The 19165-nt window shown below is 40.1% G+C and carries 13 protein-coding genes; 8 read left to right on the top strand and 5 right to left on the bottom strand.

All coding sequences use genetic code 11. The features are described from left to right. The first annotated feature begins 164 nt into the window (after positions 1-164). Positions 165-671: a hypothetical protein gene (locus tag HYU69_14015; GenBank protein MBI2271455.1), complete on the top strand. Its 507-nt coding sequence runs from the start codon at positions 165-167 to the stop codon at positions 669-671. Between the two features lie 92 nt (positions 672-763). After that, positions 764-1519, top strand: a complete 756-nt coding sequence (locus HYU69_14020) for a T9SS type A sorting domain-containing protein (protein ID MBI2271456.1) — start codon at positions 764-766, stop codon at positions 1517-1519. A gap of 96 nt (positions 1520-1615) precedes the next feature. On the opposite strand, the gene HYU69_14025 is transcribed toward HYU69_14020, so the two are convergent. From HYU69_14025 to HYU69_14040, 4 genes are all read right to left on the bottom strand, one after another. Beyond that, entirely contained in the window at positions 1616-3160 is a 1545-nt protein-coding gene (locus tag HYU69_14025; GenBank protein MBI2271457.1) for a glycine--tRNA ligase, read from the bottom strand. Between the two features lie 130 nt (positions 3161-3290). Next, positions 3291-3713, bottom strand: coding sequence for a hypothetical protein (locus tag HYU69_14030; GenBank protein MBI2271458.1), 423 nt, complete (start codon positions 3711-3713; stop codon positions 3291-3293). A gap of 37 nt (positions 3714-3750) precedes the next feature. Further along, positions 3751-4263, bottom strand: coding sequence for a tetratricopeptide repeat protein (locus HYU69_14035; GenBank protein MBI2271459.1), 513 nt, complete (start codon positions 4261-4263; stop codon positions 3751-3753). Between the two features lie 99 nt (positions 4264-4362). Beyond that, on the bottom strand, positions 4363-4818 hold the full coding sequence (locus HYU69_14040) for a hypothetical protein (protein ID MBI2271460.1): 456 nt from the start codon (positions 4816-4818) through the stop codon (positions 4363-4365). A gap of 129 nt (positions 4819-4947) precedes the next feature. On the opposite strand from HYU69_14040, the gene HYU69_14045 reads away from it, so the two are divergent. The 3 genes from HYU69_14045 to HYU69_14055 all read left to right on the top strand — a co-directional run bounded on the left by HYU69_14045 (position 4948) and on the right by HYU69_14055 (position 10194). After that, a complete protein-coding gene (locus HYU69_14045) occupies positions 4948-5934 on the top strand; it encodes a hypothetical protein (GenBank protein ID MBI2271461.1) in 987 nt (328 codons plus the stop codon). A 221-nt stretch (positions 5935-6155) separates the two neighbouring features. Then, on the top strand, positions 6156-8402 hold the full coding sequence (locus tag HYU69_14050) for a hypothetical protein (protein MBI2271462.1): 2247 nt from the start codon (positions 6156-6158) through the stop codon (positions 8400-8402). Positions 8403-8406: 4 nt separating this feature from the next. Continuing rightward, the gene (locus HYU69_14055) at positions 8407-10194 is read left to right on the top strand and encodes a toxin-antitoxin system YwqK family antitoxin (protein ID MBI2271463.1); all 1788 of its coding nucleotides are present in this window, start codon (positions 8407-8409) and stop codon (positions 10192-10194) included. Between the two features lie 60 nt (positions 10195-10254). Here the strand turns inward: HYU69_14055 and HYU69_14060 are convergent, their stop codons facing one another. Beyond that, complete coding sequence (locus HYU69_14060) at positions 10255-11778, bottom strand: hypothetical protein (GenBank protein MBI2271464.1); 1524 nt, start codon at positions 11776-11778, stop codon at positions 10255-10257. 952 nt (positions 11779-12730) lie between these two features. Between HYU69_14060 and HYU69_14065 the strand changes: the two genes are divergently transcribed. The 3 genes from HYU69_14065 to HYU69_14075 all read left to right on the top strand — a co-directional run. Next, positions 12731-12949, top strand: a complete 219-nt coding sequence (locus tag HYU69_14065; GenBank protein ID MBI2271465.1) for a hypothetical protein — start codon at positions 12731-12733, stop codon at positions 12947-12949. Positions 12950-13127: 178 nt separating this feature from the next. Beyond that, positions 13128-15506, top strand: a complete 2379-nt coding sequence (locus tag HYU69_14070; protein ID MBI2271466.1) for a hypothetical protein — start codon at positions 13128-13130, stop codon at positions 15504-15506. Positions 15507-16062: 556 nt separating this feature from the next. Further along, the coding region (locus HYU69_14075) for a hypothetical protein (protein ID MBI2271467.1) at positions 16063-19165 on the top strand (3103 nt) is incomplete at its 3' end.

A 19165-nucleotide genomic window follows, 5' to 3' on the forward strand; every position in this document is an offset into this window, starting at 1 on the left:
CCCGCTTACTTCAGTGCATAAATTACTTTATACCACCTTGCGGCTTGCTAATGTTTCGGGGTGTTATTCCGCACATAAGAGACTTACACTCTTTGGGTTTTCTCTTTTAAAGAACTATATTTATCATTCAGGGCACACACAACCAGGTAAGTATAGGTGTCAATGTGCCTGTGCTTATTGCCGCACGTGATTACCCTCCATTTCCAATTGTACAATTTGATCTTATGCACGAATTTTATTTTCAAACACGCAATCCCGGTATTGTAAAATCCATCGAAACAAGATTAGGATTCGGCGCTATGGTATTCCCCTCCGTATCACTTTATATGATCAACCTGGGCGCTCAACGTACTTTCAGCGGCATCTATTACGTGAATGGCTTTGGCGCCGATCTTATCGCATACATGGTACAAGTACCACGGGTATTGGCTGACAGAATATTTGGAATTGCAGGAGTAGGAAAAGGTAATGGGTATGGCCTTGGCTTTTTTTATAAGTTCGGGCGAAGGATCGGGGAACACTTATCTGTAACAACCGAAATAGGCGGAGCAATAACAATGGATTACTACGAGGCCACCTTTACCGGCCCGGTTGTTTGGAAAAGTGCCTATACACCCAACCTTGCTGTATACAGGGGAACAATTTCAATGAATTATCATTTTGCTCCCTAGGCTCCTGAAAATTAAAAACTCAGTATAAATACTGATTTTTTTATTCGGATTTAATTTTATTTTAGCCTCCCCTTAAAGTAAATAAATTTTTTATGAAAATATTTAATAGCCTGCTACTATTTTTATCTGCTATAAACTTATCTTTCCCGCAGCTAATTGTATTGCAGGAAGACTTTACAAATTACCAGGCTACCACACAAACAATACCCACGGGCTGGACATTTAGTTATCAAGGCAATTATACCACTACTACATTCTCCGGCAGCAGCGGACCAAACTCCTACAAATTTGGTGGAGCAAATACGACTACCATTAATACACCACCGTTTTTACCGGGTGCCGATTCGGTAAAATTCTGGATAAAAGGAAGCGGCACCGATACCCTCAGCCAATTGATAATACTTGAAAGTGTGGATAGCCTGAAGTGGGATACGCTCACAAAAATTTGTCCGGTTCCAACAATGGCGGCAAAAGGAAAAAGAAGTTTCCCGGTTAAACCTTTGTCAACTCATTTACGGTTTAAATATATCAAGTCGGTGGGCAATTTGGCCTTTGATGATTTTAAGCTTACAACCAAGAATTTAACTGCAACACAATACTATCCTGATCAACTTTCTTTTTCTGTTTACCCGAATCCTTCTGTGGATGGGCAATTCACTATCCGACTAAGATCAATAAATACAACGGGAACTATAACGATAAGTAATACTTGGGGAGAAATTATTAAAATAATCGAATCAACTCAAGAAGCAGAATACGTTGATCTTTCAGGAATGCTTCCCGGAATTTATTTTGTGAATGTTACGCAGGGGAGTTTATCGGGAACGAGAAAAGCTATTTTATATTGATACGTGTCATTCTGAACGAAGTGAAGAATCTGGCTGTGTGTTAGCCTTCGCACTGCCAGATGTCTCTCCCGCAAAAAGCGGGATCGACATGACACTTTAGTTGGTTAATGTCTTCAATGCTTTCTTCATACTCACCTTGTCCTCCACTATTGCAGGTAGCTTTTCAATACTAACCCGTTCCTGCTGCATATCATCGCGATGACGAATTGTTACCGTATTATCTTCGAGTGATTGATGATCAATGGTTATACAAAAAGGAGTACCTATCGCATCCTGGCGGCGATAGCGTTTGCCAATGCTGTCCTTTTCATCATACTGGCACAGGTGGTCGAATTTTAATACGTCCATTATTTCACGGGCTTTTTCAGGCAAGCCATCCTTTTTCACCAATGGCAAAACAGCAACCTTAACCGGAGCCAGGAATGCAGGCAAGCTCAATACATCACGAATGGTTCCGTCTCCCAGCGTTTCATTTTTATATGAATTGGAAAGCAAAGCAAGAAACATACGATCTAAGCCAATAGAGGTTTCAATTACATAAGGTACATAACTGTTGTTGGTTTCGGGATCGAAATATTGTAGTTTTTTTCCTGAGAACTGTTCGTGATTCTTCAGGTCGAAATCCGTACGTGAATGAATACCTTCAAGTTCCTTGAAACCAAAAGGAAACTCAAACTCAATATCACAGGCTGCATTAGCATAATGCGCCAATTTAATATGATCGTGGAAACGGTATTTATCCTGGGAGATCCCCAATGAGTTGTGCCACTTCATACGCGCCTGTTTCCAGAACTTGTACCATTTCATTTCTTCACCGGGCTTCACAAAATATTGCATCTCCATTTGCTCAAACTCCCGCATGCGGAAAATAAATTGCCGCGCTACAATTTCGTTACGGAATGCCTTTCCAGTTTGCGCGATCCCGAAAGGAATTTTCATACGCCCTGTTTTTTGCACATTCAAAAAGTTCACAAAAATTCCCTGGGCTGTTTCAGGACGCAAATAAATAGTCCCCGCTTCTTCACTCACAGATCCCATTTGCGTGCTGAACATCAGGTTGAACTGGCGCACATCTGTCCAGTTGCGTGAACCGCTCACAGGACAAACAATTTCACAATCAACAATGATCTGCTTCACCTCGGCCAGATCATTCTTCTCCAAAGCCGATTTAAAACGGGCATTTATTTCTTGTGCTTTCTTTTGATATTCTAATACACGTGGGTTTGTTGTACGGTACATTTTTTCGTCAAAAGTCTCGCCGAAACGCTTCGCAGCCTTCTCCACTTCTTTATCAATTTTTCCTTCAATCTTAGCCACATGCTCTTCGATCAACACATCGGCTCGGTATCTTTTCTTACTGTCCTTGTTATCGATCAACGGGTCGCTGAACGCGTCAACATGCCCGGAAGCTTTCCAGGTAGTGGGGTGCATAAAAATAGCCGCATCAATACCAACTATATTCTCGTGCAGTTGTGTCATGGCTTTCCACCAATATTCGCGGATATTCTTTTTCAGCTCAACTCCCAGTTGACCATAATCGTATACGGCGCTTAAGCCGTCATAAATTTCACTTGATGGAAAAATAAAGCCATACTCTTTTGAATGGGAAATGATATTTTTAAAAAGCTCTTCCCTGTTTATCTGCGCGGGCTTTTCAGTGTTTGCTGTTGTCATACATCAAAAGTAAAAATTTATATTGAAGTCTTGCTACTTAAAAACAGGACATCCCGCCAAAGGCAGGATGTCCTGTTTTTTGAATTAAAATTTTGAATTATTTTACCGCTTCATTAGCCTGCTGTTGTGTAGGAAAACTGTAGCTTTTATCGCCGGCTTCACGGGCCCATTTATAAGCTTTACCTGTTCCTTTGCAGGCATAAACACGTATGGTATCATTTGCATTTACCCCATAAAAAGTGGACAACCGCAACATTTTGTTTTCTTCCTGTACACCTATCATCACATCCAGTTTTTTGCTGCAGGTGTTTTTATAATATACGACATATGTATCAGGACTATTGCCGCATTGCGAACAGGTTTCACCCCATTTGGAATTGTATTTAACCAAACAATCCACAAGTTCAGTTTCGCCCTGCGGTTTAAGGGGCGCAATTTTCTTGTCGCCTTCGCCGCCTTTAAAAGCCACCAGCGTCATTACCGGGATCGCTAAGGAGATTGCTATGATAAATTTTTTCATGGGTCAGTTTTTTTAAATCCGTTTATGTATGTGTTATTTATTTACAATGATTATTTTTTATAATGATCTTGGCTTCATCATTTCCTTTTTTCTTCGAATATTTCCAGTCCTCACAGGCACCCTTATCATCGCCTAATCCCTTTTTGGCCCAACCGCGGTTGTTATATGCCTCACAATCATCCGGCTTTAATTGAAGCGCTTTATTAAAATCACCCATAGCTTCTGTGAACTGTTTTAATTTGTTTCTTGCACTGCCGCGGCTTACATAGGCAAAAGATTGATCCGGCTTAAGTTCTATCACTGTGGTGTAATCATCAATTGCTCCCTGGTAATTGCCGTTTGAGCTGTAACAAAAAGCCCGTTTTAAGTACGCATCCAGATTCTTGGGGTCTTTTTCAATTGCCGCGTTAAAATCCAGGATAGCATTAGTAAAATCGCCGCTGGATATCTTTGTCACTCCGCTTCTTACCAACGCCTGGGCTTCCTCTTTTTGAGCATAGGTGCCGAATGTGATGAGAGCTGCTGCGAATATTGAGATTATTTTTTTCATAAATCAAAAGTTTACGGAGTTATTTGTTACAAGTTAAACAATCTTTGTGCCAAGTCAATAAAAACAATATAATTAATTGATTGTCAAACGGTTAAACTACTATTCGAAAGGCGTATTATTCCGGTATTTTTTTTCACGATACATCATTATAAGATGCTCGAAGGCTTTCACTAAGCCTTTCTGGGTTTTTTCATCAAACTCACCAGCAAAACTTATACGTGAAAAATAGCCTTTCGTTCTGGGTATTTCAATTCGCCTGTCAATGCATTCATCGGCTATACACCTCACCACCAAAGCCTTTTCCTCAGCTATATATTCCACGTTATCGGGGTTAAGTTTTACAATGGGCACCCGGTCAATCCTGTTTATTTTTTCATTCTTATAGAACTCAATAACAAGAGTGCCTCTTTCGTTGGTTAGCTGGGCAATGCCCTTTAGCTTACCATTTATATAGTTTATGGTCTCCTCTGACGATATATTATCCTTTTCCTGTGCGAAAACAGGAGAAACAGCGAAAAGTAGGGCTGCAAAATACATATAAGCACTTTTTTTCATAATTTCATGTGTTTATTATCGGTTAATTTTACTTTCGGCCGAATACATCTTACTACAAATCTAAAATATTTTTTTATGTAAATGTAATCTCCTTTTCATCTTTAGTTTGAGTAAAAGACCGATTTAATTATGCAGAATAATTACACCTATATACTACTCCTTAAAAACCGTACCAAACTATTTGTTCTTGTATGCCTGACCTTATTTAGCCCTATTCTTATCGCCCAGGCGAAGCAGCTGAAGGTGAAATTTAATTTTATTGTTGATGGCGGGAGTCGTGATGGATCAAAAGTTAGCATTGAACGTGACGGACAAAAATGGAGAACCCGCGATGGCGATGACGGTAAAAATTATATTGACCTTGACTACCAGCACGATTATATTTTCAGTTTTTCAAAAAACGGATATGTTACAAAAAAAATAGCTTTTTCTACCAAAGTCCCCAAAAGCATTATTAAAGACGGGTTTGATCCCTTCTCGTTCGACATTTCCATTTTCAAACAATCCGATGCAATAAACATTGTTATGTTCAATCAACCTGTGGCACGTATTGAATATAAGGAGGATATTGATGATTTTGGTTATGATACCGACTATACCAAAAGTGTGTTATCAGGCATACAGGACGCTGAAAAAGAATTAAAGAAAAAAACAAAAGAAGAAAAGGCTAATCCTAAATCCGGCAATGTAACCGCTGCCGGCCCGGGGAGCCAGGCAAATCAGTCGGCTGAAACCACCGATAAAAACAGCAGTGAAGGAGGTAGCAACTCCACAGAAACAACAAAAAAGAACAACAACGAAGGTGACAAGAAATCAAATACTCCATTTGATAATGATGGACGTAATAAAATAAAATCCGCTACTGAAGCAGGAGACAGGGGAAAGATCTCCGGTCAAACCGAAGGCGATGGCCGCAATAGCTTCAACGGGAAAACCCCACCAGAAAAGCGGGAAGAGCGACAATATGTAGAAGGCAACAAACGTATCACTGAAATTACAATTGTGCGTAATGGAAAAACATATGTATACAAAAAGGTTTGTTACGTTTGGGGTGTTTTCTATTTCCGCGACAATGTAAATATTACAGAAACTATCTTCATCGAAGATGCCCTGTAACCCTTCCCCTCCACACCATACCCTTTTTTAATTAAAACAGATTTTTAGGTGATTTTTATGCATTTCGCATCATTTTTGCATCGTATGGATAGGTGCAGAAATGTTATATTTGCTGGTTATACCTGTTTATTACGTTTATCATGCAGTACCCAAATAAGACCATATTTAAGCAGCCCGGAAATCCCTTACCTAAGCGGATCCGGATATATTCTGCCTTAATTATGGTTTTACTTTTTGTACACACCTCCTTCTCCCAGGATTTTTTAAGGGTCAATCTCAAATTTCTTATTGATGGCGGCACCAGGGAAGGCGCGAAAATCACTATTCAAAAAGACGGATCAAGCTGGAAAGCAATGGACTCTGACGGCAAAAAAGAATCCGTGGATCTCGATTTCGGACATGAATTCCTGTTCACTTTTTCCAAACCCGGCTTTGTTACAAAAAAGATATATTTCTCCACAAAGATCCCCAAGGATATGGTGCAGGATGGGTTTGAACCATACCTGTTCAACGTAACCATATTCAAGCAATATGAAGGAGTGAACATTGTTGTATTTAACCAACCCGTTGCGCGTGTAGCATTCAAGGAAGACATTGATGACTTCGATTATGATACCGACTATACCAAATCCATACTCTCTGAACTCAAGGAAGTGGAGAAACAAATTGAACAAAAACGTAAAGAAGAGATAATAAACAAGAAGGCGGAAGAAGTGGCGCAGAAAAAAGCAGCCGAGGAGTTGGCTAAACAGGAAGAAGCCAAAAAGAAAGCCGAAGAAGAGGCAAAGAAAAAGGCGGCGGAAGAAGAAGCGAAAAAGAGGGCGGAAGAAGAAGCGAAAGTAGCAAAAGCCAAAGCTGAAGCTGAAGCCAGAAAGAAAGAAGAAGAAAATACCAGGAAGAAAGCGGAAGAAGAAGAAAAGAAAAGAATAGCCCAGGCCAAAGAGGAAGAAGAAAAGAAAAAACTTGCGCAGGCTAAAGCGGAGGAAGATGCAAAGAAAGCGGCAAAAGCCAAAGCAGATGAAGAGGCGAAAAAAGCCGCACAGGCTAAAGCCGATGAAGAAGCGAAGAAAGCTGCCCAGACTAAAGCAGAGGAAGAAGCGAAAAAAGCCGCTCAGGCGAAAGCGGATGAAGAGGCGAAAAAGGCCGCGAAAGCAAAAGCCGATGAAGAAGCGAAAAAAGTGGCGCAGGCCAAAGCCGACGAAGAGGCGAGAAAAGCCGCGCAGGCCAAAGCGGACGAGGATGCCAAAAAAGCCGCGAAAGCAAAAGCCGATGAAGAGGCGAGAAAAGCCGCTCAGGCCAAAGCAGATGAAGAAACAAGAAAAGCGATCAAGGCAAAGGAGGAAGAAGACAAAAGAACCGCCAAACTAAAAGCCGACCAGGAACAAAAGAAAAGGGACGAAGAGGAAGCCAAAAAGAAAAACGAAGAAGCCGACCGGTTAGCGAAAGCCAAAGCCAAAGATGAAGAACGCCGTAAAAAAGAAACGAAAGACAAGGAAGAAGCGGATAAAAGAGCCGCCCAGCTTAAAGCCGAAATAGAACAGAAGAAAAAAGCGGAAGAAGAAATTAAAAAGAAGGCGGAAGAAGCCGAACGTTTAGCGAAAGCCAAAGCGGAAGAAGAAGAACGCCGGAAAAAAGAAGCGAAAGCGAAGGAAGAGGAAGAAAAAAGAAAAGCAGCCCTGGCAGCAAAAGAAGAGGAAGAAAGAAAGAAAATGAGCCAGGCTCAGAAAGAAGCGGCCGACAAAAAGAAGGCGGAAGAGGAAAAACTTGCCAAAGCAAAAGCGGAGGAAGAAGCTAAAAAAACAGCGCAGGCTAAACTCGATGAAGAAAAAAGGTTGAAAGCCGAGGAAGAAGCGAAAAAGAAAAAAGAAGAAGCTGATAAATTAGCCAAAACGAAGGAAGAGGAAGAAAGAAAGAAAATGAGCCAGGCTCAGAAAGAAGCTGCTGACAAAAAGAAAGCGGAGGAAGAAGCCAGGAAAGCGGCACAGGCTAAACTTGATGAAGAGAAGAGACTGAAAGCAGAAGAAGATGCAAGAAAGAAGAACGAAGAGGCGGACAGATTAAAAGCCAAAGAAGAAGCGGAAAGAAAAAAAGCTGAATTGGCCAAAGCTGAGGAAGAAAGAAAGAAAATGAGCCAAGCCCAGAAAGAAGAAGCCGACAGGAAGAAAGCCGAGGAAGAAGCGAGAAGAGCCGCGAAATTAAGGGAAGAAGCACTAAAGAAAGAACAGGGAAATACCATAGTCCAAAACACTACCAGGGTAAATACTGTTATTGAAGAACCCTCTAATCTCCCCGACAACCGGGTGGAAGAATACTTCCAGGAGGGCAATAAAAAGATCACACAGGTAACAGTTACCAAACAGGGGCGTGCAAAAATATACCGGAAGATCACTTACAGCTGGGGCGGCCTGTATTACTTTAAAGACAATGTAAGTATAACCCAAAATATGTTCGACCAGGAAACGAATTAGGCACATGAGCAAACCTGTTAACAACTTTTTAATACTGTCGCTGTTGTTTAACGTTGGCGTATTATACGCACAACCTAAAACCGAATATTGGGACAAAGAACTGACCAAAAAACGCAGCGAAGAAAATTACAAAAATGGTATCCAGCATGGCTCCTTTACCGTTTGGTACGAAAGCGGAAAAGTGGCCAAGAGTGGCGGCTATCACCAGGGCAAAGAGCACGGACTCTGGACATCTTTTTACGAAAATGGCACGCAAAAAGGTCTTGAAAATTATTTTAAAGGCAAGAAACAGGGTCACTGGAACTACTGGTATATAAACGGTAATAAAGCGCAGGAACTGGTTTTTAAAAACAACTTCGAAGACAGCATTTGGACAAGCTGGCACGAGAGCAATTCCAAAGTACGCAGCCGTGAATCATACAAAGCCGGAAAAAAAGAAGGCCAATGGAGCTATTGGTACGAAAATGGCCAGCCAGAAAGTGAAGGCTTGTTTAAGAATAATTTAAAAGAAGGTCCGTTCATAAGCTGGTATGCAAATGGCAATAAGCAAAAGGAAGGCGCGTACACAACCGACAAAGAAACCGGCAATTGGAAAGAATGGTTCAAAAACGGAAAACCTAAAAGTGAGATTGAATACCGCTCAGGCGAAGAGTATATTATAAATTTCTGGACCGAAGACGGGCAGCAGATCATTAAAAACGGAGAAGGAAAATTCAGGTTTGTATACGACAGCGGGAAGAAAAAGGGAGAAGGGAATTACAAAGGAGGCCGAATGGATGGAGAATGGAACTTCTGGAAAGCAACAGGTGACCCCGATTACGTAGTTCATTATGCCAATGGAAAACGAAATGGTAAATGCAAATACTTCAATCCAAACGGCACAGTAAACCGTGAAGGTTTTTTTGAAGACGATAAAAAATTCGGCAACTGGGTGTGGTACGACAAGGATGGAAAAAAAGAAATGGAAGGCCTTTTTAAAAATGACAAACAAAACGGGAAATGGATCTATTGGTTTACAACCGGTATAAAAGAATCGGAAGGATATTACAAAGACGATATGCAGGACAGTATTTGGAACTATTCGTATCGCACCGGAGAAAAATGGAAACAGGGGAATTACAAAAATAATTTCAAAGATGGCATTTGGACCATCTGGTTTGAAGGCGGACAAAAGCTGCAGGAAGGCGCATACAAAACCGGCAAAGAAGACGGCAAATGGCAATCGTGGTACCAGGATGGAAAACTGAAAGATGAAGGAACATTTAGAAACGGTATGAAGGATGGTTTATGGAAAGGCATGCTCCCCGATGGCAAACCTAATTACGAAGGTCCCTTTATAAATGATATGAAAGATGGCCACTGGAAATACTGGTACGAGAACGGAAAATTGCGCGAAGAAGGTGATTACAAGAGCGGGCGAAAAAATAACCTGTGGGTCACGTGGACCGAACATGGAATAAAAAACAGCGAAGGCAGCTATAAAGACGAAAAGCCAAATGGTCACTGGATCTATTATTACGAAACCGGCGTTAAGTTCCAGGAACAAAATTATAAAGAAGGCAAATTAGACGGCGAGTGCAAAACCTGGAATGAAAATGGCTCCCTGCAAAGTATTACTCATTACAAAGTTTATATAAACAAAACCGAAACCGTTGACCTGGTCAATCCTAAAAAAGTAAAAGAATCGAAAGAATCATACTCGTCACGTCCGCACGGCGAGTGGATCTATTACGATAAAAACGGGAAAGAGACCATGCGAGCAACATATAAGGATGGAGTTAAAATTTTATAATGAACGAAAAGGCTCGAGAGAACCAGATGTAAATCACGCCCCGATGACAAATTGCGCGGGTTAATTATGCTCTGACCTTTCCTTTACCACTTCTGCAAACGATCTGTTTTCAATTTTGCTTTCCAGCCAGGATATGATATCAAAATACGACAATGCATTTTTTTCATACTGGTCTTTAGATAAGGGCGTGATTTTATTTTTTAATTGTCGGAATGCAACGATCAACTCTTGCTGAGTTGAAGTCTTAGGTATTTTATTTCTTAGAAAATCCAAAATTATTGTTTCAAATTTATATAGCTTTTCCTTTTTCTTCAGATTACGATAAAGTGATTGAATAAGATAAGGAAGCAAATCGGTATTCCCCGCTTCATAGTGGATAATAAGATAATAAATACTAATAATATTATAAAATTCAGAATGAACAGATAAGGAAGTTTCGTTACGCGCACGATTTATCCAGAAAATACTTTTCTGATACTGTTCAACGCCAAAGAATGATATGGAAATATTACTGAAAAGAAGAACCTTTTCCACCTCGTTTAAATACGGTTCGTATATTTTTAATTCCTTTTCAAAAGAATCAATTAAATCCATCGCTTTTGAAAATTGTGCTGTATTAATAAAATAATCAAGCGACAAGTAATTATAGAAAAAAAATAATCTTTCTTTATGAAGGGCTGTTTTTGCCAACGGACTTGCCTCCTTCATAATATTTAGCGTTTCTGCCGTTTCCTTAAATCTTTTCGAATTAATTTCACTTGCAATCAGATTGCTGAGCCGGTCTAAATATGATTTAAACCGCGAAGTTATATTCTTAGGATTTTCATGATACAGGTCAACAATTTTTTTGGAGTATTTATAATATTGATCTGAATTTCCTTGTCCTTCCCAATAAAGGGCAAAGGTTTCATAGAAAAAAATCTTTCCCATAAAAGTTAGCGGGGCGGCTTCATTATTCATTTTCGCGTCACTAATTATCTTTTTCATCTCGACCGAAGCGCCCTTTTCCCGTATGCGTGAATGAGTTGTATACAGTGTGTACATATCGGTTTTTATATCCCTGTATGTTTCTGTACTCATCAACAACTCCAATTCATTTGCTTTTTGCCTTTTACACTCATTTAATCCGGATATATCATTCCTCTTATATGCAAGATTCATTTCCCAAACAGAAAGAATTTCGATCATGCTCCAATGCATTTCGTTTTCCTTTGCTAATTGTTTAGCCTTTTGAAGTGTTTTGAGAGCCTGGTCATCAAGCCCTTTTTCGTATAAAAATTCAATACGGGCAATCAATCCCCTTACCTCTGAATGAACGCTATGGTGATATTGCTCCATAGAATAAAGGATCTGATCATAGAGATAATTTTTTAATACGGAAAATCTGTTTTTATTATTATGTGCTTTAAATTGCCTGATGAGTTGTTCTTCATCATATTCTTTTTGCGTGTCTATTGCATCAAAAAGCAAGAGATAATTATTCGCTTCTCCTATCACATGCAAGGAGCTATAGCGTTTGAAATATCGCTTTTCCGTCTTATTGAGCGATTTAATCAGGTCAAATAAGTTGTGGGATACCTTCATTGATTACTCATTATCTATGAATAAATACATACGTTGATGATAAAAAAGCCCCTAGGTTGTTTAGATACAATTGATTCCTACAAATATAGATCATTTACTGACTCCTAATTACAAACTATAATTGATTAGTCTATTGGAACAAGAGCGCCGAAATTAGTATTGCACTAATACGAAAGTTCTTAGTTCAAATAATTAAATAGCAATTAATTGAATTTTATCAAATATGAAAACGAAAAGTATCATACTAACCTTATTAAACATGTCATTGTGTTATAATATTGTTTTTAATAAACGTCCGTTTAAAATGTATTATATAACATATAAAGGCCTTTTTAAGAGGCTCCATTTATTCTTTAAAACAATGGTTTTGGGTATTATAAATAGCAGAATAACATCAATTTATAGTGCAGGACACACGAGTAAAATTGTATTAGAGAAAACTGCTGAGGGTTATGTATACTTAGTGATAATTTATCTATCTGCTGCATGAATGTGAATAACAAATACAAATATGCAAAACAGTAAAAAGTTATTCGAGTTGGTGTCTTCGCTTTCCAAGTCAGAGAAAATCTACTTTAAGAAATTTTCTCTTTTGCACAGAAGAAGCGAAAAAAATAATTACATCAAATTATTTGAGCTTCTTCAAAAGCAAAGTGTATATAAGGATTTAAACCTGTTTAAATCAAAAAACTGTATAGCCGGAACTAAGCATTTACCTTCTGTTAAACATTACCTGTACAGGCTTATTCTCAGATGCCTTAGGAATTATTATCATGACAAGAATGCAACGATGTCAGTGAAAAATTTTTTGGTTGATATTCATATTTTGCTTCGACGTGGTTTATATGTTCAATGTCGTTCACTTATTCACATTACTAAGAAAATTGCCCTGAGGCACAATTTACACAGCGATTATTTGTCTGTTCTAAAGACAGAATATGATTTGCTACTGATGACGAAAGCCAGTTATTCCGACATGATGGAAAATGTTGGGGAACAACGCAATATCCTTCTTGTTTTAAAAAATTCAATTGATCACATGGACCCTTCAATTAATCCGTTTCAACATTCTTCTGCGAATACATCCGCAACAACTGAGCAGGTAATACTTCCGGATTTATTTGACTATCCGGAACTTAAACATGATCAATACCCGATAGAATCGAATTGATTTTGAATGCAAATAGAATTTGTTTAAGTACGTTTTTCTAATGCTTTTCCGACATGTTGTTAAGTGCTTTATATCCTTAAAAAGCTATTTGAATCATCGCATAAAATACCTATTGCCGTATATAATCCATTCTGTATTTGTGTTCAATTCTTTAACCCATAGTTTTTCACAGTGCAATATGGCCTGGCCTACGGTAAGCGGGGCAAATCAAACAATTTCAGCAGACAGCCGTGTGGCAACCGGAACATCCCTTACGGGTACACTTCTCGTAAATTCGGGCGTAACATTGTGTACTGAAGGTACCGCGGCTATTAATGTGAGTACGATTACCAATAATGGAACCATTAACCATACCGGAAGCGGAACGTTTACAAGCACTACAGTAGTAAATTCCGGTGCAATTACAATTACTTCAGCTTCTCCGTTCAGCTGGACATCAGGAGGTGCGTTCACAAATAATGCGGGAGCATCAATCACTACTGCAGATGGAAACATTACCCTTAGTTATACTTCAAATACTTTTAGTAACTACGGAAGCATCTTGTCAGCTACCGGCAATATCACGTTAACTGCTACAACTGGCGTTACCAATAATTATTCAACGGGCACGATTACAACATCTGCAGGAAATATTGATGTAAATAAAATGACCAACTCCGGATCCATTATTTCCGCAGGAACTTTTACCAAATCTACAACAACCTATCCTCTCACTAACCAAGCTACCGGAACGATCACGGCAACAGGCAATATAAATATAGAGGGCACAACCGATAATTATGGGATAATTTCCTCTGGCGGAACATATACCAAAGCATCAACAACAGGTAGTTTTACGAATCAGTCCACCGGTACGGTAACAGTAACAGGTAATATAGCCATTGAGGGAATCACCAGTAACTATGGAACAATTACTTCTACCGGTGGCACTTATACCAAAACAGGAACATCAGAAAATTTTACTAACCAGATTTATTCAAATCTCACAACAGCAGGGAATATCAGAATAGAAGGAGGTCTTACAAACATCGGAAGTATTACTTCCACAGGAGGGTCTTTTACTAAAATATCTTCAGCAATTTCTTCAGAACCGTTTCTAAATCAACAAGGAGGTCAGTTAAAAATCCGGGGGGATATTTCCATACAGGGGCATATAGACAATTGCGGATTGATTGAAATAACCAATTCCGGAAATTTTTTAAAGACCACTGTTACAAACCCCTTAACCACAGGCGCCTCCAATCTCATAAATAACGCTGGTTCCACAATACATATTCGGGGTAACGCTCAAATAGAAGGAGCTATTATTAATTCGGGTAACATAAAAGTAGAAGGGCAACTTTTAGCAAATCTGAGTACCGGATCAAGTAGCCGTGCTCTTACCAATAATTCCGGATCGTACATCCGTGTTTGCGGGGAATTATATTATACTGCAAACATAAGTAATTCGGGTACTATGGAAGTCCTGGGCCAGGTTTTCATGAGTACTGCCTCAAACGGAACTTTGACAAATAATGCAGCGGCGGTTCTTAATGTTACAGAAGATATTGATATTATCAGTGGATTAACAAATTCCGGATGCATAACCATTGGTGATTCACTTTGGAAGCGAAACAGTTCAGCTAATATTATCATCAATGGCGGAACGATATACTGTGCAAATTTTGTACAGGACGATGGTGTTCTTCAGGGAGGTGCTTCTTCTGCAGCACGCGGTTATCTTGCTATAAGCGGCATCTCCACAACACTCAATACTGTTTCCCTATCCAATTACCTTGATCTATGTGATGCCAGCGGTGCCGGGGCGGGAGCCCAGTATTTTGATACTGAATCGCCTGCCTATGCCTATCCAACCGCTAATATTACCGATTGCGGATCGGCCGCTCCCTGCACCCAGGCAGCTCTAATAGCCTGCGCTGATGCACTTCCTGCAGTGAGCGGTTCCTGTTCCGTTCTTCTGCCTATCGAACTGCTTTTTTTCAAAGCATATTGCATTCCTTCAAATACCTATGACGGAGAAGTGATTATAAAAATGTCGTGGATAACCACTTCGGAAATAAATAATGACTATTTCACCATTGAGCGCTCCTTAGATGGAGTTAATTTTGAACTTATCGCAAAAATAAATGGTGCAGGAAACAGCAGTATCATTCGCAATTATGAATTTACAGACAAACGCTCCTATTCCGTGGGAGAGGGGCTGGGGATAAGGTACTACCGCCTCAGGCAAACAGATTTTGACGGCAAATCAGAAACTTTCTCCCTTGTTTCAGTTAAGGATTGTCGGGAAAAAGAAAATAATTCCTGTATCAGAATTTACCCAAATCCAATTGATGAAAATGAAATATATTTTTCTGTTTGGGGAATGAAAAACAATGAAATGAAGATTGAAATCTACAACATATTCGGAGAATTAGTATATGATGAAACAATATTGGCTGGCGACAATCGATATGATGCTGTAATAAATAGAAACCAAAGACTTTCAAGCGGCATGTATGTAATAATTGGAAAAACTGAAACAGAAATATGCATGACAAAACTTATTATTAAATAAATACCTATAAAAAATATCTATCGGGCATTTTCAGCATTATCATTTTTGCCTTCCCGCAGAAATATGATGTTGCATAAAATTATGTTTTCATAAGACGGTGCGGATGCAGGTGATCTGTTATCCGCTAATTGTTTTACGTGTGGATGCTCCCCAATCATCAAGCCAACAATAATTATTATTCTCGTCCCTTATTACATCTGGAAGTTCTGGTGTTGGAAATTACTGCTTTTTTGATGGGTCTAACCATGTCAAATGCATTTTATATGTCCGATTTGATTGCTAATCAGTAAATGGCAAAGCTTAAAAATTACGGCTTAAAAACGTGAAAATTTTAATGAAAACGAGGATTCGCACCTATACATTACTTCTTGACTCCACACTAATTGGCAAAACTGATTTGCTTAATGGCGGTTATGGAGCGAAATTGAGTTGTTGTATTGAATTTCTTTTATTCAAGTAAAGATTGAAAAATAGCCAGGGCAAAAACAATTATTGTTTTGCTTAATTCAATGGGAAATAAAAGACAGGATAAGATTTATTATTAAATAATATGTCTATGGGAACGAAAAATTACTACAAAAATTCAATGGGCTGGTTTATTATCACCTGTTTTGTTTTTTCATTAAGTGTTTCCCATGCCCAAACAACATGTGCAACAGCGGAGAATATTGCTACTCTTCCTTTTGATAAACAAGGAGTAAAAACCTGTGGTTTGCCGCTTCACAATTATTCTGTCTGGAATTGTTTGCCGGCGTCAGGATTTGGCGGGTATGGGTACCTGTTTAAGTATACTCCATCTCAAACTGATTATGTTGATATAATAACAAAAATAACATCCGGAACTGCCCTGAAAGGGGTGGCTGTTTTTGTAAATTGTCCTGGATCTGCCGGATTTAAATGTATCTCGACTACAAGTTCAAACAATGCTGCTCAGGACAGCGTAACCATCCTTAATACTTTACTTACAGCAGGTACAACATACTATATCCTTGTTTCAGGAGGGGCTGTAACCGTTTCATTTCCTTATGTTCCGCAATGTATTACCTTTAATTTACACGTTCAAAACAGACCTCCGGCAATCGGCAACCCGCTTGAATGTGAAAAAAACATTGATTTCGAATATGGCAATTTAAACCAATGGACCGGATGTACGTTTGGTGGTTGTTTTTCCGCTACAGGAAATCCCTGTGCTATTGGAACATGCCCGAATCCTGGTTTTATACCCTCCAATGGGCTTTCAGTAAATGGTACCCTGGGAAATTGTGTCAGCGGGACTATAATGGCGACCAATCAGGTCAGACATACTATAACTACCGGGCCCGGAACAGATCCTAACACGGACAATGTGGTGACTGTGGTTGCTCCCGCTCCATATGGTGGAAGTTATTCCATGCGGCTTGGGAACCAGGAAACTGCAGCCCAGTCTGAATGTATAATGAGAAGTTTTGTAGTTACACCCAAAACTACTTTTTTCACTTATTTATATGCAGTTGTTCTGGAGAATCCTGCACATTCCCTTACCGATCAACCCAAATTTCTTATTTCAATAACCGATGCTTCCGGAAAGCCCATTAACTGTGGCGGAACATATGAAGTAAATGCCACAAATGCACAGGATACTGCAAGTGGCTTTGTTTTGGCAAGTAATCCGGCTTGCAGAGAGGGCCTAAATGGTCCCATTTATTATAAAAACTGGACTGCAGTAGGGACAGCATTATCATCCTACATGGGACAAACTATAAACGTAAAATTTTGTACGCGTGACTGTGCGCTCGGCGGTCATTATGGATATGCTTATATTGATATCTATTGTAACCAGATTACGGGCTTTGTATTATGCCAGGGTGCAACCTCATCCGTGCTGACAGCACCCCTTGGGTTTACAAATTACAAATGGTATTCAGGGCCTGCAGCAACCGGCCCTGTTCTGGGAACAGAACAAACGTATACAGTTACTACTCCGGTGAATGGACAATTGTATACCGTTTCATTCGCACCGCTTGCCAATCCAACCTGTACCTCCACTTATACAGACACCATAAAAATGTTTACTGCTTCCGCCGGCAACGATACCATGCTTACCTGTTCAACAGGCAAAGTAGTTCTCAAAGCCTGGTCCAATGACCCTGCTGCAACGTATTCCTGGTCATCTTCTCCGGCAGGTTTTACCTCCAGCCTGGCGAACCCTGATGTATCGCCAACAGTTACTACCACATACAGCGTAAGTATAACCGGATCATCCGGCTGCACAGTAGTTAAAACGATAACTGTTACGGTAGCCGGCAGCGTCAAACCCGTGGTAAACAACAGCACAGTTTGCCCTAATGAAAGTGCTACACTTACAGCATCAGGGGGAACAAGTTACACATGGAATACCGGGCAAACTACCCCTTCTATTACTGTTGTTCCTGCAACAACAACTATTTATACAATAGTCGTTTCTAATGGAAGCTGCTCAGATACGATCACTTCTACAGTAACGGTAAAACCACCTGTTATTCCTATGGTAAACAGCAGCACAGTGTGCCCCGGAGAAAGTGCCACACTTACCGCATCGGGCGGAACAAGTTACACATGGAGTAATGGGCAGACAACCCCTTCTATTACTGTTACCCCTGTTGTAACAACAAGCTATAAGGTTACTGTTATCAATGGCGGGTGTTCAGACTCAATCACCGCTACAGTAACAGTAAACCAATCTGTTATTCCTATCGTCAACAGTATCACAGTTTGTTCTGGAGAAAGTGCGACGTTGACAGCATCCGGGGGCGCAAATTACACATGGAGTAGCGGACAAACGACAGCTGCAATAACAGTAACCCCGTCAGTCACCACAAGTTATACAGTGACGGTTTCCAACGGAGGCTGTATGGGAACAACCTCCGGTACAGTAACGGTACAACCTCCTGTGACCCCGGCAATAAACAGTGGTGCAATCTGCCCCGGGCAAAATTTCACGCTGACAGCATCCGGCGGAACAAGTTACACATGGAGTAGCGGACAAACGACAGCTGCAATAACGGTCACCCCGTCAGTCACCACAAACTATACAGTAACTGTATCCAATGGGGGGTGCTCAGACTCAATCACAACAACAGTAACGGTAGCCCCTCCAGTTACCCCGGTAGCAAACAGCACTAGTACCTGCCCCGGACAAAGTGCTACACTCACTGCATCGGGCGGAACAAGTTACACATGGAGTACGGGGCAAACAAGTCCTTCAATAATAGTAACACCTGTTTCAACTACAAGCTATACAGTAACCATATCCGATGGAGGCTGCACAAGTACAACAACATCAACGGTAATAGTAAATCCACCCGTCATCGCTGCAGTGAGCAGCAGTGTAGTCTGCATAGGACAAAATGCCACACTCACAGCATCAGGAGGAACAAATTACTTATGGAGTACGGGGCAAACCACACAATCCATCACTATCAGTCCTTCAGCAACAACCAGCTATTCAGTAATAGTATCCACCGGGAGCTGTTCCGACACTGCCTATACAATAGTTACAGCCAACCCTGCCCCCACAGCTAATTTCACGAGCAAAGCAGTATGCTTCAATAATCCCACAGTTATGATAAATAACTCAATGCCAGGCTCCGGCCTGACATACAGCTGGAATTTAGGTAATGGAAATACTTCCACCTTACAAA

The sequence above is a fragment of the Bacteroidota bacterium genome (assembly GCA_016183775.1).
Taxonomy (GTDB): Bacteria; Bacteroidota; Bacteroidia; order JABDFU01; family JABDFU01; genus JABDFU01.